Source organism: Lampropedia cohaerens (genome assembly GCF_001005215.1).
Lineage (GTDB): Bacteria > Pseudomonadota > Gammaproteobacteria > Burkholderiales > Burkholderiaceae_C > Lampropedia > Lampropedia cohaerens.
Map to the genome: position 1 here is coordinate 79,929 of NZ_LBNQ01000012.1, position 24,395 is coordinate 104,323.

Annotated in this window: 22 protein-coding genes and 1 pseudogene; 11 read left to right on the plus strand and 12 right to left on the minus strand. The window is 63.5% G+C overall.

The features are described 5' to 3' along the window. The first annotated feature begins 18 nt into the window (after positions 1–18). The 6 genes from AAV94_RS02760 (at position 19) to purU (ending at position 7,231) form a co-directional block, all read left to right on the plus strand. Positions 19–1,752, plus strand: a complete 1,734-nt coding sequence (locus AAV94_RS02760) for a hypothetical protein (RefSeq protein WP_156167941.1) — start codon at positions 19–21, stop codon at positions 1,750–1,752. Positions 1,753–1,957: 205 nt separating this feature from the next. After that, positions 1,958–3,190 (plus strand): phospholipase A, encoded by a 1,233-nt coding sequence (locus tag AAV94_RS02765; RefSeq protein ID WP_052754879.1) that lies wholly within the window; start codon positions 1,958–1,960, stop codon positions 3,188–3,190. A 131-nt stretch (positions 3,191–3,321) separates the two neighbouring features. Further along, on the plus strand, positions 3,322–4,113 hold the full coding sequence (locus AAV94_RS02770; protein ID WP_084824701.1) for a DUF3108 domain-containing protein: 792 nt from the start codon (positions 3,322–3,324) through the stop codon (positions 4,111–4,113). 135 nt (positions 4,114–4,248) lie between these two features. Beyond that, entirely contained in the window at positions 4,249–4,536 is a 288-nt protein-coding gene (locus AAV94_RS02775) for a BTH_I0359 family protein (RefSeq protein WP_046740796.1), read from the plus strand. A 236-nt stretch (positions 4,537–4,772) separates the two neighbouring features. Beyond that, the gene (locus tag AAV94_RS02780; protein WP_046740797.1) at positions 4,773–6,332 is read left to right on the plus strand and encodes a phospholipase D family protein; all 1,560 of its coding nucleotides are present in this window, start codon (positions 4,773–4,775) and stop codon (positions 6,330–6,332) included. Positions 6,333–6,373: 41 nt separating this feature from the next. After that, positions 6,374–7,231 (plus strand): formyltetrahydrofolate deformylase, encoded by an 858-nt coding sequence (gene purU, locus AAV94_RS02785; RefSeq protein WP_046740798.1) that lies wholly within the window; start codon positions 6,374–6,376, stop codon positions 7,229–7,231. Positions 7,232–7,261: 30 nt separating this feature from the next. Here purU and AAV94_RS02790 read toward each other — a convergent pair whose 3' ends face one another. After that, on the minus strand, positions 7,262–9,010 hold the full coding sequence (locus tag AAV94_RS02790) for a GMC family oxidoreductase (protein ID WP_046740799.1): 1,749 nt from the start codon (positions 9,008–9,010) through the stop codon (positions 7,262–7,264). Between the two features lie 104 nt (positions 9,011–9,114). Then, positions 9,115–10,629 carry a CoA-acylating methylmalonate-semialdehyde dehydrogenase gene (locus AAV94_RS02795; protein WP_046740800.1) on the minus strand — a complete coding sequence of 505 codons (1,515 nt, stop codon included), beginning with the start codon at positions 10,627–10,629 and terminating at the stop codon, positions 9,115–9,117. Positions 10,630–10,812: 183 nt separating this feature from the next. On the opposite strand from AAV94_RS02795, the gene AAV94_RS02800 reads away from it, so the two are divergent. Then, on the plus strand, positions 10,813–11,826 hold the full coding sequence (locus AAV94_RS02800; RefSeq protein WP_084824702.1) for a LysR family transcriptional regulator: 1,014 nt from the start codon (positions 10,813–10,815) through the stop codon (positions 11,824–11,826). 19 nt (positions 11,827–11,845) lie between these two features. On the opposite strand, the gene AAV94_RS02805 is transcribed toward AAV94_RS02800, so the two are convergent. The 4 genes from AAV94_RS02805 to AAV94_RS02820 form a co-directional block, all read right to left on the minus strand. After that, positions 11,846–12,919, minus strand: coding sequence for a sulfate/molybdate ABC transporter ATP-binding protein (locus AAV94_RS02805; RefSeq protein WP_046740801.1), 1,074 nt, complete (start codon positions 12,917–12,919; stop codon positions 11,846–11,848). A 54-nt stretch (positions 12,920–12,973) separates the two neighbouring features. Continuing rightward, a complete protein-coding gene (cysW, locus tag AAV94_RS02810; protein WP_084824703.1) occupies positions 12,974–13,918 on the minus strand; it encodes a sulfate ABC transporter permease subunit CysW in 945 nt (314 codons plus the stop codon). A gap of 13 nt (positions 13,919–13,931) precedes the next feature. After that, positions 13,932–14,768, minus strand: a complete 837-nt coding sequence (cysT, locus tag AAV94_RS02815) for a sulfate ABC transporter permease subunit CysT (protein WP_046740802.1) — start codon at positions 14,766–14,768, stop codon at positions 13,932–13,934. Positions 14,769–14,869: 101 nt separating this feature from the next. Then, complete coding sequence (locus AAV94_RS02820; protein ID WP_046740803.1) at positions 14,870–15,889, minus strand: sulfate ABC transporter substrate-binding protein; 1,020 nt, start codon at positions 15,887–15,889, stop codon at positions 14,870–14,872. A gap of 454 nt (positions 15,890–16,343) precedes the next feature. On the opposite strand from AAV94_RS02820, the gene AAV94_RS02825 reads away from it, so the two are divergent. After that, entirely contained in the window at positions 16,344–16,709 is a 366-nt protein-coding gene (locus AAV94_RS02825) for a c-type cytochrome (RefSeq protein ID WP_046740804.1), read from the plus strand. 254 nt (positions 16,710–16,963) lie between these two features. Here the strand turns inward: AAV94_RS02825 and AAV94_RS02830 are convergent. The 6 genes and pseudogenes from AAV94_RS02830 to AAV94_RS02855 all read right to left on the minus strand — a co-directional run bounded on the left by AAV94_RS02830 (position 16,964) and on the right by AAV94_RS02855 (position 21,544). After that, positions 16,964–17,187, minus strand: a pseudogene (locus AAV94_RS02830) (CsbD family protein). A gap of 236 nt (positions 17,188–17,423) precedes the next feature. Then, the gene (serB, locus tag AAV94_RS02835; RefSeq protein ID WP_046740805.1) at positions 17,424–18,143 is read right to left on the minus strand and encodes a phosphoserine phosphatase SerB; all 720 of its coding nucleotides are present in this window, start codon (positions 18,141–18,143) and stop codon (positions 17,424–17,426) included. A gap of 115 nt (positions 18,144–18,258) precedes the next feature. Continuing rightward, complete coding sequence (locus AAV94_RS02840; RefSeq protein WP_046740806.1) at positions 18,259–19,680, minus strand: NAD(P)(+) transhydrogenase (Re/Si-specific) subunit beta; 1,422 nt, start codon at positions 19,678–19,680, stop codon at positions 18,259–18,261. Continuing rightward, positions 19,677–20,006: an NAD(P) transhydrogenase subunit alpha gene (locus tag AAV94_RS02845; RefSeq protein WP_046740807.1), complete on the minus strand. Its 330-nt coding sequence runs from the start codon at positions 20,004–20,006 to the stop codon at positions 19,677–19,679. The genes AAV94_RS02840 and AAV94_RS02845 overlap by 4 nt, the downstream gene beginning before the upstream one ends. 42 nt (positions 20,007–20,048) lie before the next feature. Then, on the minus strand, positions 20,049–20,417 hold the full coding sequence (gene panD / locus AAV94_RS02850; protein ID WP_046740808.1) for an aspartate 1-decarboxylase: 369 nt from the start codon (positions 20,415–20,417) through the stop codon (positions 20,049–20,051). Then, positions 20,414–21,544 (minus strand): Re/Si-specific NAD(P)(+) transhydrogenase subunit alpha, encoded by a 1,131-nt coding sequence (locus tag AAV94_RS02855; protein ID WP_046740809.1) that lies wholly within the window; start codon positions 21,542–21,544, stop codon positions 20,414–20,416. The genes panD and AAV94_RS02855 overlap by 4 nt, the downstream gene beginning before the upstream one ends. 147 nt (positions 21,545–21,691) lie before the next feature. On the opposite strand from AAV94_RS02855, the gene AAV94_RS02860 reads away from it, so the two are divergent. Genes AAV94_RS02860 through gspF form a run of 3 tightly spaced genes read left to right on the plus strand, consistent with a single transcriptional unit; the run spans position 21,692 to position 24,387 of the window. Then, a complete protein-coding gene (locus AAV94_RS02860) occupies positions 21,692–22,591 on the plus strand; it encodes an NAD(P)-dependent oxidoreductase (RefSeq protein ID WP_046740858.1) in 900 nt (299 codons plus the stop codon). Between the two features lie 32 nt (positions 22,592–22,623). Continuing rightward, positions 22,624–23,109, plus strand: coding sequence for a thermonuclease family protein (locus AAV94_RS02865; protein ID WP_052754881.1), 486 nt, complete (start codon positions 22,624–22,626; stop codon positions 23,107–23,109). Positions 23,110–23,169: 60 nt separating this feature from the next. Beyond that, complete coding sequence (gene gspF, locus AAV94_RS02870) at positions 23,170–24,387, plus strand: type II secretion system inner membrane protein GspF (protein ID WP_046740810.1); 1,218 nt, start codon at positions 23,170–23,172, stop codon at positions 24,385–24,387. The last annotated feature ends 8 nt before the right edge of the window (positions 24,388–24,395 follow it).

Sequence of the window (24,395 nt, forward strand, 5' to 3'; positions counted from 1 at the left end):
AATCAACAAGGAGAAAACATGACCAAGAACCTCGTCCTCGGCACTGCGGTGGCGTTACTCATCGCAGGCTGCGCCGGCACCGGCGGCTTCGGCCAGCGCGACATTCCCCTGGCGTTCGCACCCGCGGATACCGCATTTGCATTCGGCAATCTCAAGCAGGCGCCCAAGGATTACCAGGCGCTCAACACACGCTGGGTCAGTCAGCTCGGCGGTGCACTGCGCGACAGCCTGGAGCGCGCCAGACGCGTCGCCGCAGAGCGCATCGAGGATCCCCAGGCAAAGCAACGCGCCGATGCCGTGCTGGCGCTGTTTCAGGAACGCGTCGGGCAACCTGGTGGTCTGGCCAGTATGGGGCTGGACGAAAATGGCCTGTTCGCGTTCTACGAGGTCAATGCCGTGCCAGTGCTGCGCCTTGAGTTAGCCGATCCTGACAAGTTCTCCGCCTTCATTGAAGAAGTGCAGCAGCGCGCCGGACTGCCCCTGCCGCAAGAAGAGATCGATGGTCAAAAGTACTGGTATTTCGACACGGCCGAGGCAGAGGCCCCCGAGTCCCAGGCCCCCCGGTTGATCTCGGCGATCGTGGGCAAGCACTTGGTGCTTACGCTGGACGTCCGCAGCGATCAGGCCCCGCTGACTGCAGCGTTGGGCCTGCAGCGGCCCGAGCAGTCGGTCGTCAGCGAAGGCGTCATCACCAACCTCAACAAGCAGTATGGCTACCTCGCTGGCGGCGCTAGCGGATTTGTCGATGTCAAGCGCGTGCTGGCCGATGTGATCGGTGAGGAAGGCAAGGACACCTGGCTGTCCACCAAACTGGCACAAAAGCCCGACTGGCATGTCGATGCAAGCTGCCGCAGCGAACTGCAGGCACTGGCTGACAAGGCGCCGCGCTTCGTGGCAGGCGCCACCGCGCTGAGCAGCAAGCAGGCTGACATCCACACCCTCTGGGAAGTCGAGCCGACCCTGGCGTCCGATCTCGTGCAACTGGCCGCGCCTGTGCCGGCACTGGGTACGGAGCGTGGCCAGTTCGTGTTCGGTGCGGGCCTCAACCTGTCCTCGGCCGCTGCATTGCTGCAAAAGCAATTTGCTGCCGTCAATGCCGCACCGTTCCAGTGTGCCTACCTGCAAGGCCTCAATGAAATGGCCAGCAATTCCGCCGAGGCCATTGGCATCATGTATGCCGCCTCCAGCTGGATCAACGGTTTCCGCCTGGAGCTGTCGAACATCGACATCGAGAACGCACAGGGGGCGGGCACCTTGCTGGTGGCCTCGCCCAATCCAATGGCCCTGATTGGCATGGTGCAGACCTTCGTGCCAGAAGTGGCCACGCTGGGCCTGGCGCCTGGCGGTGAGCCCAAGCAGTTGGATACGGCCATGGCGCAACTGTTTCTGGGTGAGGAGCAGACCGTCTGGGCAGCCGTCAGCGACAAGGCCCTGGGCGTTGCCGTCGGCGAGGAAAACCGGCAGGCGCTGCAGACTGCCATCAACGCGCCAGCGGCAGAGGTGCCTCCGCTCCTTTATCTGGGCGTAGCCGGTTCCGTCTATGCCGACCTGATGCAGGATCTCGACAAGGAAGACCTGGAGGCCTTCAGCGACAGCGAATTCGAAGCCCTGTTCAATTACATCACATGGCCATTGAACATGGCAGCAGCCGAGTTGTACCGTGAAATGGATTACATTGAAGTACAGACGACCCTGACTGCCCGCGGTGTTGAGACCACCCAATCCATCGCGCTGAAGCCCCCCGCCCACTGAAGAGGCTTTGCCACTCGCCAAGTCGGGTGGATACTTTCGGCCAAGGCCGCAGCGCATGCTGCGGCCTTTCTCGCTTATGCGGTGAAACCACCCCGGCCAGACCATGGGGCAATAACTGACAACGGCGCGTTTGCATGTACGCTATGGTTGGCAGCACTTCGGTGCCCTCCCACCATTGAAACCCTTTGCTCACCTTGTGTGATCCATGCCTTGTTCTTCTGCCTCCGCCCGGTACAAGTTGCACCCGCTATCTCTGCATCTGGTAGGTTCTGCAGCGCTCGGCGCAGCGTTGTTCAGCCTGACGACGGACGCCACTGCCGAAGTCCCCAGCGCCGATGCCGGCTGGCAGGCCTGCGTCCGCCTGGAGGGCAATGACAGCGAGCGCCTGGCCTGTTTCGACCGTTGGGCCTCCGCGCAACGATGGCAGCAGGTGCAGCAGGCCAGCACGGATGGCGTTGGCGTCGCACCCATCCATGCGCAGCCGCAGGGCACGACCCCTGCATCGGGCGCCGAACAGGCCGTCGTTCAGGCCCCTGCCGGCCTGGCCACAACGCTTGCTGCGGTCAGTGCCGAAGGCTGCCGTGACCGCGCGCTGGACAGTACCTCCCGATACTGGGAGCTCACCAGTGACACCGATTGTGGCAACTTCCGCCTGCGCGGCTACCGCCCGCAGACGATTGCCGTTTCGATCGGCGACCGCATCAACCGCCAGCCCTACTCGCCTTCGCCGCTCAACGGGCTGGCCAGCTATCAGCCCTATCAGCATGAGGAAGCCAATATCCAGCTGTCAGTGCGCACCAAACTGGCCAGCAATCTGCTCACGCGGGGCCACCCGAGCAAACGCGATTCCTTGTGGTTTGGCTACACACTCAACGCCAGCTGGCAGGTGTTCAACGCCGGTATCTCGCGCCCTTTCCGCAACACCGACCATCAGCCGGAGATCATGTACGTCTATCCGCTGGAGTGGCAGCTCCCTGGTGACGTGCGGCTGCGCTATGCGGGATTGGGTCTCAACCACCAGTCCAACGGTCGCAGCAATCCGCTGTCGCGCAGCTGGAACCGGTACTACGCCATGCTTGGCGCAGACATCGGCACGCGGTGGTTCGTACAGGGGCGCTTCTGGCAGCGCGTCAGCGAAGATGTTGAAGATGACGACAATCCCCGCATCGAGCGCTTGATCGGCCGTGCCGAGCTGCTGAGCAACTGGACCCTCGACGATCGCAACAGCCTGGCGCTGACGCTGCGCCACTCCCTGCAGGGAGGACGGGGCGGCTCCGCCAGGCTGGAGTGGTACCACGCACTGGGCGAAGGCTTTGCTGGCGGCAGAAGCAATCTGCATCTTTACACCGGCATATTCCACGGTTACGGCGACAGCACGCTGGATTACAACTTCAAGCGTACGGTGTTGACGGTTGGGCTCAGTCTGCTGGATTTCTGAGAGCCTGCTTGACACTCCAACGACGGAACTCGACACACGTTTTCAGCTCGCTGAATGGAGGTTTCGCACCACCATACGCGCAAAAACATCCCACACAGGCTTGCGCATACTTGTGCATCAAAAAGGACGCCATGGCCCATATTCTCTCGCCAATGCACGCGCTGACGCGCCGCAGCCTCCATCCCTTTGTAACTGTCGGCCTGCTGTGTATGCTGGTATGGCAAACTGCGCTTGCCACCACGCCGGCACCGGTGATTCCGTTGCCAGCAGCGATTGCCGTGCCCGCACCCGCCAAGATGGACTTCGAGGTAAAGGGAAAAATCTCGGGGTTCGGCTACAGCGCAAAAGCGGAACTACTGTGGCACCATGATGGTGCACATTACGCTGCGCGCCAGGCAATCCGCGCCCCCATCGTGGGGACGCGCTGGCAAACCAGTGAGGGGCGCATCGCAGCGACCCATCTGGCGCCACAAAAATTCGTGGATTCTTCGCGTAAGCGCCGCAACATCGACTTCAACCCCGATCAGGGCACAGCCAGCGCCACCGAGTCGGGCGCGCCGCTGGTGGCGCCGGCCGGATCGCAGGATCGCCTGAGTGTGTTCTTCCAGCTTGCCGCAACAGTCGCGGCCGACCCCTCGGTTCGTGCGGTGGGCCGGCAGATCCCGATCTGGACGGTGGCTACCAACCGGCAGGAATTCTGGGTCTTCGAGGTACAGGAGATCGCGCCGATCGCTTTGCCGGCTGGCGAACTGCCGGCCATCCAGCTCCAGCGCATGCCGCGCAAGCCCGATGACCAGTTGGCCGAAATCTGGCTGTCTCCCGAGACAGGCTATCTACCCGTGCGCATCCATTTCGAGGACGATGGCGATGTCGTCGACTTGCGTCTGATCCGCTATACACCGCAGGACAGCAGCGGCGATTGATCGCAGGAGCCGAAACGTTGGCACTTTTCATGCATACTGCATGCGCATTTCCGAGCAACCTGCGACGCCCCTGACTTGAAAGCCTGCGATACGCCCCCAACCATGTGGCATGAACCTATCTCTGTGGAGGATTCCATGAATACTCTTTATGACTCGGAGGCCTTTTCCGTCGTCCACATGCAACAGGATGTGCCCCATGCGCACGCGGATTCCGCCGTGCAAGGCGTCCACGCGCTGGTGCGCCACGGGTTCGAGATCGTCGACAAGCGCTCGGGGCGTGAGGTGTATCTGGACGGCAGCTGGGCCGAGGTCTTTCACGCGCAGATCCAGGAGTGGCAACGCAACACGCCCACGCAGGAAGAGGTGGAAGACACCCTTGACAGCTACACCGGCCTAGCCCAGCACCCGGTGTTGATCCACTGAATGCCGCAGGCGCAGGCGCCTTGCCTACACTGCTTGCTTCGCTTTCGTAAGCGGCGGGCCATTGGCCCGCTTTTGCGTGCCGCGTGCATGCGGCGCGCCTTGCGGCGGTGCTTGCGTGTCTCGCAGCGGCCTACAATGCGCAGGCCCCTCGGAGAGGGCGAAGGCGACGCCCTGCCCTGATCCGCGCGATCACTGGTCACGACAGGACCACTCCCTTCTCCCAACGCCCTCGTCGCATGCGCAAACACCTTCTTCTCACCATCGCGTGGCTGCTCGTCGTGCTGGCGGTTTTGGCCATTAGTGGCCTTTTGCTTGCCGAGCACCTGACACCGAGAGCCAGCGGCGCACCCAGTCATGTCCTGGCCGTCACGCCCGGTGAGACCGCCATCGATCGTGAGGTTGAACCACTGCTGGATCAGCGTCCGCCAGGCCAAAGTGGTGCACTGATGCTCACCGAAGGCCTGGACGCTTTTGCCGCACGCGCCATGTCGGCACGGCAGGCCGGGCGCAGCATCGACGTGCAGTACTACATCTGGAAGGACGACATCACCGGCCACCTGCTGCTCAAGGCACTGTGGGAAGCGGCCGAACGGGGCGTGCGCGTGCGCATGCTGCTCGATGACATCACCATGGCCGGCAAGGATCCGGCGCTGCTGGCCATGAGCCAGCATCCCCGCATCGAAGTGCGCCTGTACAACCCGTTTCGCAACCGCGATGGTGTCGGGCGTCTGCTGGAGATGATCCAGCGCGCCTGGAGCATCAACCATCGCATGCACAACAAGGCCTGGATTGTCGACAACCGCATGGCCATCGTGGGCGGTCGCAATATCGGCGTCGAGTATTTCGATGCCGCCGCCGACACCAACTTCCGTGATCTCGACCTGCTGCTGTTTGGTCCGGTCACCGACCAGGCCAGCGCCATCTTCGACCGGTTCTGGAACAGCCAGGCCGCCATTCCGGTCGATGCGCTCAGCAGCAAGCAGGCACCGGCGCTGGCGGAGGTGATGGCGAGCATCCGCCAGGAGGCACGCAGCGATCAGGCACGCCAGTATTTACAGCGCGTCAGCCAGTCCCCGGCACTGATCCGCTACTTCGCCAGGACACTCACGCCATTCTGGAGCGCGCATTTCCAGATCCTGTCTGACCCACCTCTCAAGCACGCTGATGGCGACCGCACACAATGGCTCTACCGCCATGTCATGCAGGATCTCGCCTCGGCCACGGAAAGCGCCTACATCATCTCGCCGTATTTCGTGCCCGACCACGACAGCATGCAGCAGTTGTTTTCCACGCTGACGGCAAACGGCGCGGACGTGGGCATCATCACCAACTCCCTGGCTGCCAACGACGTGCTGGCCGTGCACAGTGGCTATATGCAATACCGCAGGCAACTGCTGGAAAAAGGCTTCTCGCTGTATGAGATTCGCGCTGTCCCAGGCAGCGAAAGCTCCCTGTTTGGCAGCAGCGGCGCAAGTCTGCATACCAAGGCCTACCTCCTTGATGGCTCGCGCGGCTTCATTGGCTCGTTCAACATGGACTCGCGTTCGATCAACCTCAACACCGAGATGGGTGTGGCCTTTGACAACCCAGGGCTGTACGCCGCGCTGCTCGAGGAATACCGCCTGCTGACCAGCCCCGCCTACAGCTATGCGGTGCGTCTGGATGGCGAAGGCAACATCCGCTGGCACGAGCGTGGCGATCCTCCGATTGTTCACACCCAGGAGCCACTGAGCAGCTGGCGCCAGCGCGCGCTCGTGCGCGTGCTCAGCTGGCTGCCCATCAAGTCCCAGCTGTGACGGCGCACGCACACGGATTTGGTGCGAAAATCGCGCTCCTTATGTCTGATGCAACACCTGCCTACATTCTTACCCTCTCCTGCCCGGACCGTAAAGGTCTGGTGCATGCCGTCTCCGGCTTTCTGCTCGACAAGGGCGCCAACATCGACGAAGCGGCCCAGTTCAACGACCAGAGCACCGGCCTGTTCTTCATGCGGGTGCGCTTTTCCGTCGAAGGGCAGAGCCTGGAGGAGCTGCAGCAAAGCCTGGCCGCATTCGCGCCGGCGTTCGAGATGGCCTGGAAACTCCACGATGCGCGCAAACCCGTGCCGACCGTGGTGTTCGTCAGTCGCGAAGGCCACTGCCTCAACGACCTGCTGTTTCGCTGGAAGAGCGGTCTGCTGCCGATCGACATCCGCGCCATCATCAGCAACCACCGCGACTTCTACCAGCTTGCGGCCAGCTACAACGTGCCCTTCCACCACGTACCGGTGACGGCCGATACCAAGGCTGCGGCAGAGGCTCGCCAGTACGAGATCATCCAGAACGAGAAGGCCGAACTGGTCGTGCTGGCCCGCTACATGCAGATTCTCTCGGACGACTTGAGCGCCAAGCTCAGCGGCCGGGCCATCAACATCCACCACAGCTTCCTGCCGAGCTTCAAGGGCGCGCGGCCCTACTACCAGGCGCATGAGCGCGGCGTCAAGCTGATCGGCGCCACGGCTCACTATGTCACGGCCGATCTGGACGAGGGCCCAATCATCGAGCAGGACGTCGCTCGCGCCTCCCACACCGATTCGGTGGAGGACCTCACTGCGCGCGGGCGCGACACCGAAAGCCAGGTGCTGGCACGCGCCGTCAAGTGGCACAGCGAGCACCGCATCCTGATCAACGGCAGCAAGACCGTCGTGTTTCTCTGACGCGGTTCGCCGCCATGGAGGCCGTTCTGTTCACCACCTCCATGCGGCCTGCAGGATATCGGCGGCGGCCTTCTCGGCAATCATCAGCGTCGGGCTGTTGGTATTGCCGCTGGTGATGGTGGGCATCACGCTGGCGTCGACCACACGCAGCCCGGCGATGCGCCCGCCCCGGCCATCCCGTACGCGCAGTCGGCTGTCAACGACGGCCTGCGCATCCGCATCACCGCCCATCTTGCAGGTGCCCACCGGATGGAAGATGGTAGTGGCGATGTCACCGGCCAGCCGGGCCAGCTCCTCATCACTTTGGTATTGCAGGCCGGGCTTCCACTCGACCGGGCGGAACCCCGCCAGCGCCGGCTGCGCGACGATGCGGCGCGTCACCCGCAGGCTGTCGGCCGCCACCTGGCGATCTTCAGGCGTCTGCAGGTAGTTCGGCGCGATTGCTGGTGCCACCTGAAAATCCGGCGACTGGATACGCACGCTGCCACGTGACGTGGGGTTGAGATTGCAGACGCTGGCAGTGAAAGCATCGAACGCGTGCAGCGGCTCGCCAAAGGCATCCAAACTGAGCGGCTGCACGTGATACTGGATGTTGGGGTATGGCTGGCTGGCATCCGAGCGTGTGAAAGCGCCCAGCTGGGACGGCGCCATGCTCATCGGGCCACTGCGCCTGAGAAGGTACTCCAGCCCGATCATGCCTTTGCCCCACAGCCTGCCTGCCACGGTATTGAGCGTGCGCGCGCCTTCGACGCGATAGACCGAGCGAATCTGCAGGTGGTCCTGCAGGTTCTCCCCAACGCCCGGCAGATCGGCCTGCACGCCAATGCCGTGGCGTTGCAGCAGCGCCCCGTCGCCAATGCCAGACAGCTGCAGGATCTGGGGTGAGCCAATGCTTCCCGCACTGAGCACCACTTCGCAGCGCACCTGTACCGTCATGCACTCTCGGTCATGAAAGACCTGCACGCCAGTGCAGCGCAAACTGCCGTCTGCTTGCCGCTCCAGCGCCAATTTCCGTACTTGTGCGCCCGTCCAAAGTGTGAAATTGGGCCTGCGCGCAATCGGCCGCAGAAACGCCTTGGCCGTGTTCCAGCGCCAGCCCGATTTCTGGTTCACCTCGAAATAGCTGACGCCTTCATTGTCCCCTTGATTGAAGTCTTCTGTGGCGGGAATACCGGCCTGCTCGCAGGCGTGGGCGAAGGCTTCCAGGATGGGCCAGCGCAGTCGCTGCCTTTCAACCCGCCATTCGCGCCCCGTGCCCGCTGGGGCATCCGGCGGATTGCGCGCGCCACTGTGAAAGCGGGCAAATGTGCGCTGCTGCTCCGCCGACGCAAATGGCGGCGCATCTGCATCGAGCCGATAGTGGTCCTCATGGCGCATGAAGTAAGGCAGCACATGCTGCCAACTCCACGACGCGTCGCCAGTCAGCTGTGCCCAATGGTCGTAGTCCCGCGCCTGACCACGCATGTAGATCATGCCATTGATGCTGGAGCAACCTCCCAGGACCTTGCCGCGCGGATAGCGCAGGGTCCGGCCATTGAGGCCCGGTGCTGGTTCAGTGCAATACAGCCAGTCGGTACGCGGGTTACCGATGCAGTACAAGTAGCCGACGGGAATGTGGATCCAATGGTAGTTGTCCCGTCCGCCCGCCTCGATCAGCAGCACGCGATGGGCCGGATTGCTGCTGAGCCGGTTGGCCAGCAGCGCCCCGGCCGAGCCCGCTCCGATGACGATGTAATCAAACTGCAGTGGCGCTGCGGCCGCTGTGCCCGCCTGGTACATGGTTGTCTCCTGTCGTTGTTCTCATCGCTGTCATCGCGCACGATCCACGCATGTGCGCGGCCTTCTGACCCTATTGCCCTGCGGCGATGGCAGGGCATTGGCACTCACTTGCTGGTCGGCATCGCGAATTCTGCACCCTTGGCGGTTGCCTGTGGCCAGCGCTGCATGATGCTCTTTTGTCGCGTATAGAAGCGCACGCCCTCCTCGCCGTAGGCATGCATGTCGCCAAACAGGCTTTTCTTCCAGCCGCCAAAGCCGTGCCAGGCCATCGGCACCGGAATCGGCACGTTGATGCCAACCATGCCGACTTCAATGCGGCGTCCGAACTCGCGTGCGATATGGCCATCGCGCGTGTAGCAGGACACGCCATTGCCGAACGCGTGGGCGTTGATGATGTCCACGGCCTCGCCAAAATCCTTCACGCGCACGCAGGCCAGCACCGGGCCGAAAATCTCTTCCTTGTAGATGCGCATGTCGGTGGTGACATGGTCAAACAGCGTGCCACCGAGCCAGAAGCCACCGCTGCAGCCCTCGCCGGCGCGGCTGCCGTCGAAGTTGCGGCCATCCACCAACAGCTGGGCGCCTTCCTGGACGCCCTGCTCGATGTAACCAGTGATGCGCTCAAGCGCTGCACGGGTGACGATCGGGCCCATCTCCGCTTCCAGATTGTCGCCCTTGAGCACCTTCAACGCCTTGGTACGCGCGATCAACTTGGGCAGCACTTTCTCTGCTGTACCCTCGCCCACGAACACGGCCACGCTGACAGCCATGCAGCGCTCGCCCGCTGAGCCGTAGGCAGCGCCGATCAAGGCGTCGACGACCTGGTCCATGTCCGCATCGGGCATCACCACCAGATGGTTTTTGGCGCCGCCGAGCGCCTGCACGCGCTTGCCGTGGTGCGCGCCGGTCTCGTAGACGTAATTGGCAATCGGTGTCGATCCCACGAAGGACAGCGCCTTGACATCCGGATGCTCCAGCAAAGCATCGACCGCCACTTTGTCACCCTGCACCACGTTGAACACGCCATCGGGCAGCCCCGCCCGCTGGAGTAATTCGGCAAGAAACAGACTGGGGCTGGGATCGGTCGGACTGGGCTTGAGCACAAAGGTATTGCCGCAGGCCAGCGCCACCGGAAACATCCACATCGGCACCATCACTGGAAAGTTGAACGGCGTGATACCGGCAACCACCCCCAGCGGCTGCCGCAGCGTCCAGTTGTCAATGTTGGTGGAAACCTGTTCGGTATAGCCACTCTTGAGCAGCTGGGGAATGCCGCAGGCGAACTCGACGATCTCGATGCCGCGCGTGACCTCACCCTGCGCATCGGTAAAGACCTTGCCGTGTTCGGCCGTGATCATGCGCGCCAGATCATCGCGGTGCGCATTGAGCAGCTCCAGGAACTTGAACAGAATGCGTGCACGTCGCAGCGCCGGCAGTGCGGCCCAAGCCGGAAAGGCAGCCCTGGCAGCGGCGACCGCAGCATCCACGTCCGCCACACTGGCAAACTGGACCTCTGCCGTCACGGCACCGGTCGCGGGATTGGTGACCACCTGGCTTTTGCCACTGCTGGCAGCCTGGCGCTGACCAGCGATCCAGTGGGCGATGGTTGTCGGATTCATCAAATGCACTCCTGCTCGGTTGAAGACGTGCGGCAAGCCCCTGGAACCCGTTCGTCGTTCGCAGCGTACGAAGGTGGCGTACGGAAGGATCGCGGACAGGTTCGCAGGGCATACAGCGCTGGGGCCAGTCTAGGAACATGCGCAAGGTTTGAAAAGCCAAAAACTTCGACTACATTGTTTGTCATGCCAAACAATGAATCCAGGCCAGACACAGCCAATGCCCTTTCCGGCGACGCCCGAACCCAGCACCTTTTCAATGACCTGCACCTGCTGACCATCATTGGCCGCACGCGCAGCTATACAGAGGCGGCGCGCCAGCTCGGCCTGTCCAAGGCCACTGTCAGTCAGCACATCAGTGCGCTGGAGCGCACCGCGGGCGTACCACTGGTGCAACGCTCGACCCGCGCAGTGGTGCTGACCGCCGCGGGCGAGCAGCTGGTGGCAGAGACAGGGCCGGCATTCGCCCGCATTGCGCACAGCTTTGCTGCAGTGCGTGATCTGGCCGAGACGCCGCGCGGCGTGGTGCGCATCACCACACCAGTGGCGCTGGGACGCCAACATCTGATGCCTGCCCTCGCCCAGTTTCTGCAGCGATTTCCCGGCATCCACGTCGAACTGGACCTCAATGACCGCCTGACCAATCTGGTGCAGGAAGGCTTCGATCTGGCCATCCGGCACAGCGCCGCACCGCCGGACAATCTGGTTGCCTGGGAGCTGTGTGGCAGCCGCAGCCTGCTGGTGGCCAGCCGCGCCTACCTGACGCGCTACGGCACGCCGCGCATGCCACAGGAACTGGCGCAGCACGCCTGCCTGCTGTACCTGCGCGGACGCAGCACCCCGCAAAGCTGGACGCTCACACGCACCGGCCGCGAGCCGGTCACCGTGCCCATCCAGGGTCCAGTCAAGGCCAACAACAGCGAGGTCCTGCGGCAGGCAGCCCAGGCGGGCCTGGGCATCGCGCTGTTGCCGGACTTCAGTGCCATCACCGGAACGCCGACGGTCAACGATCCGCAGGCGCTATTGCCCGTGTTGCCACGCTGGCAAGTGCAGGGCTATTTTGGCGAGAGGATCTATGCGCTGCGCCCCTGGGCTCCCAGCGTGCCGCGCGCCGTGCAGGCACTAATCAGCCACCTGCGAGAAGTCTTTCGCCATGGCTTCGCTGCGCAGCCGCCGCAGCCAGAGCAGCACGGCACATGAGAAGATCGTGAACAGGTTCTTACGCCGCCACCGCCTCGTCGTCAAGGAAGACGCGCGCGTTGACAGGCCGGATCCAGGCGCTGCCCCCTTGCTGCAACGTCAGGGCAAGGTAGTGCCGCTTGGACAGTTCCGCATGCACCACCTCGTCACTGGCCTCGGTGCGCAGCTCCAGCCGCACGCGCGGTCCGACCACCGCCACGCGTTCGATGCGTGCGGGCAGCGCCCCATCGGCAGGTACATTGAACACCTCGATGTCGTGCGGACGGATGTAGGCGATGGCAGGGCTGTCCTTCTGGCCCGCATACTCCGGCGTGCGCAGGCGCAAGCTGCCGATGTCGGCATAGCCGTCACGGATGCGGGCACGGAACAGGTTGACGTTACCGAGAAAGTCGTACACGAAGGGATTGGCTGGCTGGTCGTACAGCGTCTGCGGATCGCCGTCCTGCTCAACGCGCCCCTTGTTCATTACGACCACGCGATCGGAGACTTCCAATGCCTCCTCCTGATCATGCGTAACAAACAGGCTGGTGACGTGGATCTCATCATGCAGACGGCGCAGCCAGGCGCGCAACTCGGCGCGGACCTTGGCGTCCAGCGCGCCAAACGGTTCATCCAGCAGTAGCACGCGGGGCTCGACGGCCAGCGCCCGCGCCAGCGCGATGCGCTGACGCTGACCGCCGGAGAGCTGCGAAGGCATGCGATCGGCCGTCCAGTGCAGCTGCACCATCTCCAGCAGATGCATCACGCGCCGCCGAATTTCCTGCTTGCTGGGCCGTGTCGCGCGCGGCCGTACCGTCAGGCCATAAGCAACGTTGTCGAATACCGTCATGTGCTTGAACAGTGCGTAATGCTGAAACACGAAGCCGACGCCCCGACTGCTGACGTGCTGGTCAGTCACATCCTGCCCGTGAAAGCGGATGGTTCCGCTGTCGGGCTGCTCCAGCCCTGCGATGATGCGCAGCAGCGTGGTCTTGCCCGAGCCCGATGGCCCCAGCAGCGCTGTCAACTCCCCCTCGTTGAACTGCAGGCTGACATTGTCGACGGCGACGAAATCGCCGAAACGCTTGTTGACGTGTTGTACTTCGATGCTCATGGCAGTACCTTGAGTGAATTTCGGATTCGGATAAGTCCGGCGATCTCGCCTGCCTCATTCATGAACGTGATGGCGCGCATCCATCCATTCGACCAGGCTCTTGAGCGCAATCGTCAGCAACGCCAGTCCGGTCAGCAGTGAGGAAACCGCAAACGCCGCCGTGAACATGTACTCGTTGTAGAGCACCTCGATGTGCAGCGGCATGGTGTTGGTCTCGCCCCGCACCCGCCCGGAGACGACGGCCACCGCACCGAACTCGCCCAGTGCCCGGGCGTTGCAGAGGATCACGCCGTAGATCAGTCCCCACTTGATGTTGGGCAGCGTCACGCGCAGGAACGTGCGCCAGCCATTGGCTCCCAGTGTCAGTGACGCTTCCTCCTCCTCCTTGCCCTGCTGCTGCATCAGCGGAATCAGCTCGCGTGCAATGAACGGCATGGTTCCGAACAGAATGACGATGACGATGGCAGGCACGGCAAAGATGATGCGGATGTCATGCTCGGACAGCCACGGCCCGAGCCAACCCTGCGAGCCGAACAGGATCACGAAGATCAGCCCGACCACGACTGGTGAGATCGCAAACGGCATGTCGATGATGGAGATCAGCACCGACTTGCCGCGGAACTCGAACTTGGCAATCGCCCAGGCCGCCGCAACGCCGAAGATGGTGTTGACGGGCACTACGATCAGCACGACAAAAAGCGACAGACGAATGGCTGCCAGCGAATCAGGCTCCTTGATCGCCTCCCACCAGACGCGCAGTCCCTGCTCGAACGCCCCGTAAATCACCACGACCAACGGCAGCACCAGCATCAGCGTGAGGAAAGTGAGCGCTATGCCGATCAGCGTCCAACGCAACCACGCCGGCTCCTCGTTGGCGCGGCGCCACACGCCGGACTTGGCGCGGCGGCGCGCCGCGGCTCCCGCCCGCAGACGCGTGTCATCTGCCAAGCTGGCGATCGCCAGCAGCTCTGGCTTTGCAGAGGATGTTGTTTCCGTCATTGCACTGACTCCTTCACTGGCTGCGACGCGAAGTCCACCACTGCAGCCCATTGATGGCCAGCAACAGCAAAAATGCCGCCAGCAGCAGCACCGTGCCGATTGCGGCTGCGCCCTGGTAGTCGTATTGCTCGGTCTTCTGCACGATCAGCAAGGGCGCGATCTCGGTGCGATAGGGCAAGTTGCCGGAGATGAAGACCACCGAGCCATATTCGCCCAGCGCGCGCGCAAAGGCCAGCGCATAGCCGGTCAGCAACGCTGGCAGCAGTGCGGGCAGCACGACTCGCCGCAGTGTCGTCAGGCGCGAGGCACCCAGGCTGGCAGACGCTTCCTCCCGCTCGGCGTCCAGATCCTCCAGTACGGGCTGGACCGTACGCACCACGAATGGCAGGCCGATGTAGGTGAGCGCAACGATCACACCCAACTGGGTGTAGGCGATGCGAATGCCATGGACCTCCAGATACTGGCCGACCCAACCGGTGGACGCATACAGCGTCACCAGCGCAATGCCGGCCACGGCCGTGGGCAACGCAAATGGCAGATCAACCAGTGCGTCGATGAACTTGCGGCCCGGAAAGTGATAGCGCACCAGCACCCACGCCACGAGTCCGCCGAACACCAGATTGATGGTGGCGCCGATCAGTGACGCACCAATCGACAGCTTGTAGGACGCCACCACCTGCGGATGGCTGATGGCGCTCCAAAAGTCCTCCCAGCTCATCGTGGACGTGTAGAGCAGCAGTCCACCGACGGGGATCATGAAAATGAAAGTCAGATAGAGCAGCGTGAATCCCATCGTCAACCCAAATCCAGGGATGACGGGTCGCTTGGCGCGAACAGCAGCGGATGGCATGGCTTGAGAATGGTTCTGTGGGAACTCGTGCGATCAGGGAGCGGCCGCCCGAAAGGGGCAATGCCCGCTAGGCGGGCATTGCCTCGCTCACTCCTGGCGCATCAGCGCTTGGCCAGCGCCTCAAGGATGGAATCGAACCTGCCGCCGTCATTGAAGTGCTCGGCCTGGGCCTTGCCCCAGCCACCGAACACTTCATCGATCGTGAACAGCTCAAGCTGGGGGAACTGCTCGGCAAACTCTTTGGCCACTTCAGGATCGGTCGGCCGGTAATAGTGCTTGCCGGCGATGCGCTGGCCCTCCTTGCTATAGAGGTACTCCAGATACGCCTCGGCGACTGCGCGGGTGCCGCGCTGATCCACCACCTTGTCCACCACCGTCACGGGTGGTTCGGCCAGGATGCTCACCGACGGCACGACGATCTCATACTGCCCCTTGCCCAGCTGCTCGACCGAAAGAATCGCCTCGTTCTCCCATGCAATGAACACGTCGCCAAGGCGACGCTGCACAAAGGTGTTGGTCGCGCCCCGCGCACCGGAGTCCAACACCGGTACATTCTGGAACAGGCGTTCGACGAAGGCATAGGCCTTGTCCTGGTCGCCGTCATTCTTCTTGAGCGCGTAGCCCCAGGCGGCAAGATAGTTCCAGCGTGCGCCACCGGACGTCTTCGGGTTGGGGGTGATGACCTCGACATCGTCGCGCACCAGATCGTCCCAGTCCTGAATGTTCTTGGGATTGCCCTTGCGCACCAGCAGCACGATGGTCGAGGTGTAGGGTGAGCTGTTGGACGGCAGGCGCGACTGCCAGTTCTCGGGAATGAGCTGCGCGCGCTGGCGCAGCGCATCCACATCGTAGGCCAGTGCCAGCGTGACCACGTCGGCGGGTTGTCCATCGATCACGTTACGTGCCTGCGAACCGGATCCGCCATGCGACTGACGTACCACGACATCCTGGCCACTCTCCTGCTTCCAGTGCTTGGCAAAAGCGGCGTTGTACTCGCGGTAGAACTCCCGAGTGGGATCGTAGGAGACGTTCAGGATCTCGACGGTCTGTGCCAGCGCGGCGCCGGCCATCGTGAGGGCGGCCATTGCGCCGATCAACGTGTTGCGAACGAAATGCTTCATGGGGTTTCTCTGAAGATGGAATGCGGGTGTCAGCCTCCGGATGCGGGCGTGCATGCCGCACCGTGGCGCATGATTAGGGGGCCTGGAACAGCTGGACCGAGCGTCAACACCTTTGCATGTCATCCCTTTTGTGCGTTTGTCTGCCGGCCCGCCGACACCAGCGCCCGGGTGAAAAAATGGCAACCGCTCATCCGGTCGAACCAATGAGACGCAATGGTAGAGACAGTTTTATATTCAAATAAATACTATTTTTGAATTTACTAATTTCATTAAGACATATTGAACCTGCTGCCGAGGCAGGATCGCCCCGCTCCGAGAGCGGCGCGATGCACCGGTGCACTGCGCCGCTCCGCACCCGGTAGGTGCACTGCGCCAGTCAGGAAAGGCTGTCCGCGCCGCCGCATCTGCTGGCGCTGTGCTAGGCTGGCGGGCTGTTTGTTTCGTCGTCTACAGGATGTTCGTGTTTCGTCTTTACCGCCAACCGGCATTCCATTGCCTTACTGCCGTGCTGCAGGCCAGCGTACTGCTTGGTCTGCTGGCGGCAGGTGCACCGTTACATGCCGATGAGCAGCTTGCCCGTGCCAATGCCTGCGTTGCCTGCCATCAGGTTGATCGCAAAGTCGTCGGGCCCGCCTTCCGCGAGGTGGCCAGGCGCCGCGCGGGGGAGGCCGATGCCGAGGATGTGCTGGTCGACCACATTCGCCATGGCAGCAAGGGCGTCTACGGCCCTGTGCCGATGCCGCCCAATACCCGCGTCAGCGAAGCCGATGCGCGGGCGTTGGCCCGGTGGATTCTCGGACTGCAGCCGCCGTCGCAGTAAGAACCTGTTTACGGTCTTTTCACGCACCGCGTCGCCTCACCAGGCGATGCAATGCAAGGCGCAAACCACAGTCGGACTGGAGGCCCGGCGAGGATTGGCAACGCCGCGGCGTGCCTCTGGCGAGGCAACCCGACGGGCAGCCAGGCAAAGTACCACCGGCCAAAAGGCCCGGCAGATGCGGGCATCAACCGGGCCTTTCAGCGGGAGTTAGACGCTGGCCGCGCCGCCTTCACTGGCCGGCGGCGCTGGGGCAATCAGTCATCGAAGCGGTAGTCGGGATTCTGACGCTGCCATTCTTCCAGCTGCTTTTCGGCTTCCTCCCCCGGGCCAGCCCTTCCTTTTTCTGCAGCGCGCCAAGGAATTGCTCCTTCTTGCCGGCAATCACATCGAGGTCGTCGTCGGTGAGCTTGCCCCACTTCTCCTGAATCTTGCCCTTGAACTGACGCCAAGTGCCTTCGATTTGGTCCTTGTTGGTCATGCTTGTTGCTCCTTGCGCGAGTGATAGAGGGTTATTGGCCGCAACGGCTCAAGAGCACAGACACTGCGCCCAAGCCGTCCCGATCAATAGTCCCGACTCTAGGCAAGACAGAGGAGCGACGCCTACGTTGCCCGAAAAATTGATAACAGCTACCCCGACTCTAGGCAAGACAGAGGAGCGACCGTTGTAGCCCGAGGTGGGCAGCCCCTGTCGGACACCACCCATCGCGCAAGAAATCAGGAAGCAGGTCTCGTCACTTCCAGCAGGCGATCCAGCCCGCCCTGATTGATCGCCACCTTGGCCACCGAGCGCACGCGCGGCTTGGCGTGGAAGGCAACCGACAGGCCAACGGCCTGCATCAGAGGAATGTCGTTGGCGCCATCGCCCACCGCAATGACCTGCGTGGGCGAAATGCCCATCAGCGATGCGAGGTCCAACACCGCCTTGCGCTTTTCCTCCCCGTCGCAGATGTCGCCCCAGGATTGGTCCAGCAGTCGCCCCGTCAGCGCGCCGTCCTGGACTTCCAGCAGATTGGCACGCGAAAAATCCAGCCCAAGCCGAGCCTTGATCCGGTCGGTGAAGAAGGTAAAGCCGCCGGAGACCAGAATGGTCTTCAACCCCGCCTGCTTGCAGGCAGCAACCAGCCTTTCGGCACCCTCGGTCAGCCGCACACGGTCGTTGTAGACCGCTTCCAACTGCTCCAACCGCACCCCTTTGAGCAGGGCCACGCGCTGGCGCAGGCTTTCCTTGTAGTCCGTAATGACGCCCTGCATGGCCGCTTCGGTGATCGCCGCCACCTCGGCTTTCTTACCTACCACGTCGGCAATCTCGTCCACGCACTCGGAGGTCACCAGCGTCGAATCCATGTCAAAGGCGATCAGCCGGAAATCACCCAAAGAAAGCGGTGGATCAATGCCCTGCACTTCCAGGCCCGGGGCCCATTCCTGTTTGCTCATGTGTATTTGCTTGACTGACAAAGGTAACACGCGCACCAACGCAGGCGCTGCGCCGCTTGCATTGGCACGTGCTGCGTAGACGGTACGCATTATGCGGCAGCGCCCCGCCGTGGCGTTACTCGATGGCCTTGGTGATGTCTTCCACCACTTTCTTGGCATCGCCAAAGACCATCATGGTCTTGTCCATGTAGAACAGCGCGTTGTCCAGGCCCGCGTAGCCGGCGGCCATGGAGCGCTTGTTGACGATGACCGTCTTGGCCTTGTAGGCCTCGAGAATCGGCATGCCATAGATCGGACTGCCCTTGGTGTGCGCAGCCGGGTTGACCACGTCGTTGGCGCCCAGCACGATGGCCACGTCGACCTGGCCGAACTCGCCATTGATGTCCTCCATCTCGAAGACCTGGTCGTACGGAACCTCGGCCTCGGCCAGCAGCACGTTCATGTGCCCAGGCATGCGTCCAGCGACGGGATGGATGGCGTACCTGACCGTGATGCCCTTCTCGGTGAGCTTGGCCGCGAGCTCCTTGACCGCATGCTGCGCGCGCGCCACTGCCAGACCATAGCCGGGCACGATGACTACGCTGTCGGCATTGCCCAGCAGGAATGCCGCATCGTCGGCGCTGCCACTCTTGACGTTGCGCTGCTCGCCACCTGCCGCGCCACCCGCAGCAGCGTCGCCGCCGAAGCCGCCGAGAATGACGTTGAAGAAGCTGCGGTTCATGGCCTTGCACATGATGTAGCTCAAAATCGCCCCCGAGCTGCCCACCAGCGAGCCGGCAATGATGAGCATGGCGTTATTGAGCGAGAAGCCGATACCGGCGGCGGCCCAGCCGGAGTAGCTGTTGAGCATCGAGACCACCACTGGCATGTCGGCACCGCCAATGGGGATGATCAGCAGTACACCGAGCGCAAAGCCCAGCGCAATGACCAGCACGATATCGATCCAGCTTTGCGAGTGCCAGAAGCCGAATACGAAGAACGCCGCCAGCAGGCCCAGCAGCAGATTCAGCCAGTGCTGCCCTTTGAACTGCACCGGCTTGCCCTGAAACAGCCGGAACTTGTATTTGCCCGAGAGTTTGCCGAAGGCAATCACCGAGCCCGTGAAGGTGATGGCACCAATGAACGCGCCCAGCGCCAGCTCGATGCGGTTGCCACCGGGAATGGGCTGGCCGTGCGCGGCAATGCCAAAGGCCCAGGGCTCGGCCACCGCGGCCACGGCAATGAACACCGCTGCCAGCCCGATCATGCTGTGCATGAAGGCCACCAGCTCCGGCATCTTGGTCATCTCGACGCGATTGGCCATCACCGCGCCGACCGAGCCGCCAACCAGCAAGCCCAGCAGCACCCAACCAAGGCCCATGACGCCACCCGCGAGCTCGACGATCAATGCGGAGGTAGTGACGACGGCAATCGTCATGCCCGCCATGCCGAAGACATTGCCGCGGATGGATGTCGTCGGGTGCGACAGCCCCTTGAGCGCCTGGATGAAACAGACGCTGGCCACCAGGTAAAGCAGTGTGACGAGATTCATGCTCATGCCGACTTCTCCTCACCCGCTTTGGTGGGCGCCTTGCGCTCTTTCTTCTTGAACATCTCCAGCATCCGGCGCGTGACCAGAAAGCCGCCAAAGACGTTGACGGCCGCCAGCGCCACGGCCAGCACGCCCATGGTCTTGCCAAGCGGCGTCTCCGTCAGCGCCGCTGCCAGCATGGCGCCGACGATGACGATGGCGGAAATGGCATTGGTCACCGCCATCAGCGGCGTATGCAGCGCAGGCGTGACGTTCCAGACCACGTGGTAGCCCACATAGATGGCCAGCACGAAGATGATCAGATTGGTGACGATGTGCGATACGGCATCCATATCTCTTTCCTTGAGTGATTGACGGGGTGAACGAAGCGCAGCTCAGCCGTGGGCCGGCTTGATGGCCTCGATACGGTTGCCCTCGCCCAGCAGCACGATTCGCGGCTGATGGTGGGCAATGGCCTCCTCGGGCATCGGCGCGTAGGTGCAAATGATCAGCAGGTCACCCACATGCGCGCGCCGGGCCGCCGCGCCGTTGAGCGAGATCGTGCCCGAGCCCCGCGGGGCCTTGATGATGTAGGTGGAAAAGCGCTCGCCGTTATTGACGTTGTAGAGCTCGATCTTCTCGAACTCCCGCATGTCGGCGGCATCCAGCAGGTCTTCGTCGATGCCGCAGGAGCCTTCGTAATGCAGATCCGCCTCGGTGACGGTGGCGCGGTGCAGCTTCGCGCGCAGCATGACGCGGCTCATGCCCTGACCACCTTGCCGTCGCGCGTCATCAGGCAGGCGGCGACGATGTCATCCGCCAGATCGATCTTCAGCCCCTCATCCTTGGACAGGATCAGCTTCAGGAAGTCCAGCACGTTGCGCGCATACAGCTGCGAGGCATCGGCCGGCACCAGCGCCGGCAGGTTGGTCTCGCCAATCAGGGTCACGCCGTGCTTGACGACGGTCTTGCCGGCCTGCGTCAACGGGCAGTTGCCGCCCACGCCATCGGCACCGCGGCCGGCGGCAATGTCGACGATGACCGAACCCGGCTTCATGGCCTGAACCATCGCCTCGGTCACCAGCGTCGGTGCGGCGCGTCCTGGAATGAGCGCGGTGGTGATGACGACATCGGCGGCGGCCACGCGCTTGGCCACTTCGACCTGCTGGCGCTCCAACCAGCTGGGCGGCATGGGGCGGGCATAGCCCCCCACGCCCTCGGCCGCTTCCCGCTCCTCGGCAGTCTCGTAGGGCACATCGATGAACTTGGCGCCCAACGACTCGACCTGCTCCTTCACACTCGGGCGCACGTCGCTGGCCTCGATGGTGGCGCCCAGGCGCTTGGCAGTCGCAATCGCCTGCAGCCCGGCCACGCCGACACCCAGCACCACCACCTTGGCCGCCTTCACGGTACCGGCCGCCGTCATCAGCATCGGGAAAAAGCGCGGATAGGCGTTGGCAGCCATGATCACTGCCTTGTAGCCGGCGATGTTGGCCTGCGAGGACAGCACATCCAGGCTTTGCGCCCGGGTGGTGCGCGGCGCAGCCTCAAGCGCGAATGCCGTCAGTCCGGCGCTGGCCAGCCGCTGCAGCCCTTCGGCATCGAAGGGATCAAGCATGCCCACCAGCACCGCGCCAGGCGTATAGTCAGCCAGTTCGTCGTGCTGCGGCGCACGCACCTTAAGCACCAGTTCCGCCGCCGCGGCCGTGCGTGCGTCGACGATTTCAGCGCCGGCTGCACGATAGGCGTCATCCGTCTGGGCCGAAGCCTGACCCGCACCGCTTTGCACCTGGACGGCATGGCCCTGGGCCACCAGCTTTCTGACCGTTTCCGCCGTGGCCGCAACCCTGGTCTCACCTGCCGCCGTCTCCGACGGGACGCCAATGCGCATGTCTGTCCCCCTGCCTAGTTGAAAAGAGCGTGGCAATATAGCGCATCGGTATGCTGACGCGACCTGGTTTGCACACTTGACCATATCTTCCGTAGGACACCGCCTGCTCGCCTCGCCCATTCGCACATGGCACAGGCATACATACGCATGACGCAAGAACATTCCTCCAAACCCGCCATCGCCTTTCTCGGCACGGGCCTGATGGGCCTGCCCATGGCCACACGCCTGCTGGACGCAGGCTTTCCACTGCACGTCTGGAACCGCACCGCCGCCAAGGCCGCCCCACTGGCGCAGCTGGGCGCGCACCTGCATGCCAGTGCTGCCGAGGCTGCGCACCATGCTGCCATCACCATCTCCATGCTGGAAAACGGCGATGTCGTACGCAAGGTTCTGGAGGACCAGGGTGTTGCCGCCGCAATGCCCGCCGACAGCCTGTTCATCGACATGGCATCCATCCAACCCGAGCAAGCCCGTGCGCATGCACAGCTGCTGCAGGCGCGCGGCATCCGCACGCTGGACGCCCCCGTCTCCGGTGGCACCGTGGGCGCGGAAGCCGGCACCCTGGCCATCATGGTGGGCGGTGACGCCGCGGACTTTGCGGCCGCTTCCGCCATCTTCGCAGCGCTGGGTCGCGCCACCCATGTCGGCGGCCATGGCACCGGGCAGCTGACCAAGCTGATCAACCAGATGATTGTGGGCGTGACCATCGGCGCCGTGGCCGAGGGGCTGCTGCTGGCCAGGAAGGGCGGCGCCGACCCGGCCAAGGTGCGCGAGGCCATCAGTGGCGGCTTTGCCGACAGTCGCATCCTGCTGCTGCATGGCGAGCGCATGGTGGCGCAGGACTTCGCGCCGCGCGCACGCATGACGGTGCAGCTCAAGGACCTGCGCAATGCACTGGCCACCAGTGCGCAGCTGGACTTCGAGCCCCCCATCACCCGGTTGCTGCACGCATTGTTTGAGGATGCGTGCCGCGAAGGTTTTGCCGACCTCGACCACAGCGCACTGTATCTGGCACTGGCACAACGCAATGGCATGAAACAGCCATGAGCGTGGCATGGCGACACGGGGCATGCTGCGCAATGCTTGCCTTGCTGGCCCTGACGGCCGGCTGTACCTCCGCCGCACCACGCGGACAGTCCCACACACAGGTGTGCACAGTCACCCGTGTCTCTGACGGCGACTCGCTGCGGGCACTCTGCCCGGGGCTCGGTGGCGTCACCCGCATCCGCCTGCGTGGCATTGATGCGCCGGAACTGCGCCAGCGTTATGGCCAGCAGGCACGCCAGGCGGTGCTTGCGCTGTGCCAAAAGCAGGCCATCCGCATCCCCGCCAGGCCAGCACGGGACCGCTACCAGCGCGTGCTTGCCGATGTGCACTGTGGCGGCGTGGACGTCAGCCTGCGGCTGGTGCAAAGCGGACTGGCCTGGGTGTACCGGCCAACCGCCGCGGAGTATCCCCGGCTGGTCCAGGCCGAACGGCGGGCGCAGCGCGCTCGCCTGGGTCTTTGGGGCGACGCACATCCGGTCGCGCCCTGGACGTGGCGCAGGCAGCACGCTAACCGGTAGCTGTCATCGTCATGACCCGTTGGTTCATGCACAATCGGCGCAGTTTTTCCATCCTGCAGCATGCCCGCCTATTCCTTCGATGCCATTGACGCTCTCGGCCAGCCCCGCAAGGGCACCATCGACGCCGACTCCGCCCGCGCTGCCCGCACCCAGTTGCGTGCGCAGGGCCTGGTGCCCCTGGCCGTCGATCCCGTTCAGGGCGGCAAGGATGCCGCGGCAGGTTCAGGCAGCTTCCAGCGCCGCGCCTTCAATGCCACCACACTGACGATCTGGACGCGCCAGCTCGCCGGACTGGTGACCTCGGGGCTCACCCTTGAGCGCGCCCTGGCCATGCTGGCGGAGGAAGCCGAGGACGTACGCCAGCAGCATCTGGTGGCCAGCCTGCGCGCCGAAATCAATGGCGGCAGCACCTTTGCGCGCGCGCTGTCCGCGTGGCCGCGCGAGTTTTCCGAGGTATATGTGGCCGTGGTCGGCGCCGGCGAGCAAAGTGGCGAGCTGGGCAATGTGCTGGAGCGCCTAGCCGATGAGCTGGAGAACCAGCAGGCCCTGCGCGCGCAAATCGTCGGCGCGGCGCTCTATCCGGCCATCGTCACGGTCGTGGGCATTGCCATCGTGGGCTTTCTACTCAGTTATGTCGTTCCGCAAGTGGCCAGTGTGTTCGCCGGCGACAACCGCAGCCTGCCGCTACTGACGGAAGTCCTGCTCGCCATCAGCGATGCGCTGCGCGCGCATGGCCTGTGGCTGCTGCTGACCGTGGCATTCGCGTGCGTGCTGGTGCGCTGGGCACTGCGCCGCCCGGCCCAGCGCGAGAAGTTCGACGCGCTGTGGCTCAGGCTGCCGGTCATCGGCAAGCTCACCGCCCAGTTCAACGCGGCGCGCTTTGCCTCCACGCTGGCGATGCTGAGTGCCGCTGGTGTGCCCATCCTCAAGGGGCTGCAGGCAGCGGCAGAGACGGTCGGCAACCGCTCGATGCGCCGTGATGCGATGGACGCGCTCGTGCTGGTGCGCGAGGGCGCGCCGCTAGGTGCAGCGCTGGCACAAAAAAAACGCTTTCCCGCCCTGCTGGCCATGTTTGCACGCCTTGGCGAGCAGACGGGCGAGCTTCCACTGATGCTCGAACGCGCCGCCAAACAGCTGCAGAATGAGGTGCAGCGGCGCGCCGTGCGTCTGGCCACCATGCTGGAGCCGCTGCTCATCGTCGCCATGGGCGTGGCTGTCTTGATCATCGTGCTCGCGGTGCTCATGCCCATCATCGAAATGAACACCTGGGTGCAATAGCCATAGCC

Excerpts from the sequence above, each read along its gene's own strand:
- AAV94_RS02760 (WP_156167941.1), top strand. The coding sequence starts at position 19 with ATGACCAAGAACCTCGTCCTCGGCACTGCGGTGGCGTTACTCATCGCA.
- AAV94_RS02765 (WP_052754879.1), top strand. The coding sequence starts at position 1,958 with ATGCCTTGTTCTTCTGCCTCCGCCCGGTACAAGTTGCACCCGCTATCT.
- AAV94_RS02770 (WP_084824701.1), top strand. The coding sequence starts at position 3,322 with ATGGCCCATATTCTCTCGCCAATGCACGCGCTGACGCGCCGCAGCCTC.
- AAV94_RS02775 (WP_046740796.1), top strand. The coding sequence starts at position 4,249 with ATGAATACTCTTTATGACTCGGAGGCCTTTTCCGTCGTCCACATGCAA.
- AAV94_RS02780 (WP_046740797.1), top strand. The coding sequence starts at position 4,773 with ATGCGCAAACACCTTCTTCTCACCATCGCGTGGCTGCTCGTCGTGCTG.
- purU (WP_046740798.1), top strand. The coding sequence starts at position 6,374 with ATGTCTGATGCAACACCTGCCTACATTCTTACCCTCTCCTGCCCGGAC.
- AAV94_RS02790 (WP_046740799.1), bottom strand. The coding sequence starts at position 9,010 with ATGTACCAGGCGGGCACAGCGGCCGCAGCGCCACTGCAGTTTGATTAC.
- AAV94_RS02795 (WP_046740800.1), bottom strand. The coding sequence starts at position 10,629 with ATGAATCCGACAACCATCGCCCACTGGATCGCTGGTCAGCGCCAGGCT.
- AAV94_RS02800 (WP_084824702.1), top strand. The coding sequence starts at position 10,813 with ATGCCAAACAATGAATCCAGGCCAGACACAGCCAATGCCCTTTCCGGC.
- AAV94_RS02805 (WP_046740801.1), bottom strand. The coding sequence starts at position 12,919 with ATGAGCATCGAAGTACAACACGTCAACAAGCGTTTCGGCGATTTCGTC.
- cysW (WP_084824703.1), bottom strand. The coding sequence starts at position 13,918 with ATGACGGAAACAACATCCTCTGCAAAGCCAGAGCTGCTGGCGATCGCC.
- cysT (WP_046740802.1), bottom strand. The coding sequence starts at position 14,768 with ATGCCATCCGCTGCTGTTCGCGCCAAGCGACCCGTCATCCCTGGATTT.
- AAV94_RS02820 (WP_046740803.1), bottom strand. The coding sequence starts at position 15,889 with ATGAAGCATTTCGTTCGCAACACGTTGATCGGCGCAATGGCCGCCCTC.
- AAV94_RS02825 (WP_046740804.1), top strand. The coding sequence starts at position 16,344 with ATGTTCGTGTTTCGTCTTTACCGCCAACCGGCATTCCATTGCCTTACT.
- serB (WP_046740805.1), bottom strand. The coding sequence starts at position 18,143 with ATGAGCAAACAGGAATGGGCCCCGGGCCTGGAAGTGCAGGGCATTGAT.
- AAV94_RS02840 (WP_046740806.1), bottom strand. The coding sequence starts at position 19,680 with ATGAGCATGAATCTCGTCACACTGCTTTACCTGGTGGCCAGCGTCTGT.
- AAV94_RS02845 (WP_046740807.1), bottom strand. The coding sequence starts at position 20,006 with ATGGATGCCGTATCGCACATCGTCACCAATCTGATCATCTTCGTGCTG.
- panD (WP_046740808.1), bottom strand. The coding sequence starts at position 20,417 with ATGAGCCGCGTCATGCTGCGCGCGAAGCTGCACCGCGCCACCGTCACC.
- AAV94_RS02855 (WP_046740809.1), bottom strand. The coding sequence starts at position 21,544 with ATGCGCATTGGCGTCCCGTCGGAGACGGCGGCAGGTGAGACCAGGGTT.
- AAV94_RS02860 (WP_046740858.1), top strand. The coding sequence starts at position 21,692 with ATGACGCAAGAACATTCCTCCAAACCCGCCATCGCCTTTCTCGGCACG.
- AAV94_RS02865 (WP_052754881.1), top strand. The coding sequence starts at position 22,624 with ATGCTTGCCTTGCTGGCCCTGACGGCCGGCTGTACCTCCGCCGCACCA.
- gspF (WP_046740810.1), top strand. The coding sequence starts at position 23,170 with ATGCCCGCCTATTCCTTCGATGCCATTGACGCTCTCGGCCAGCCCCGC.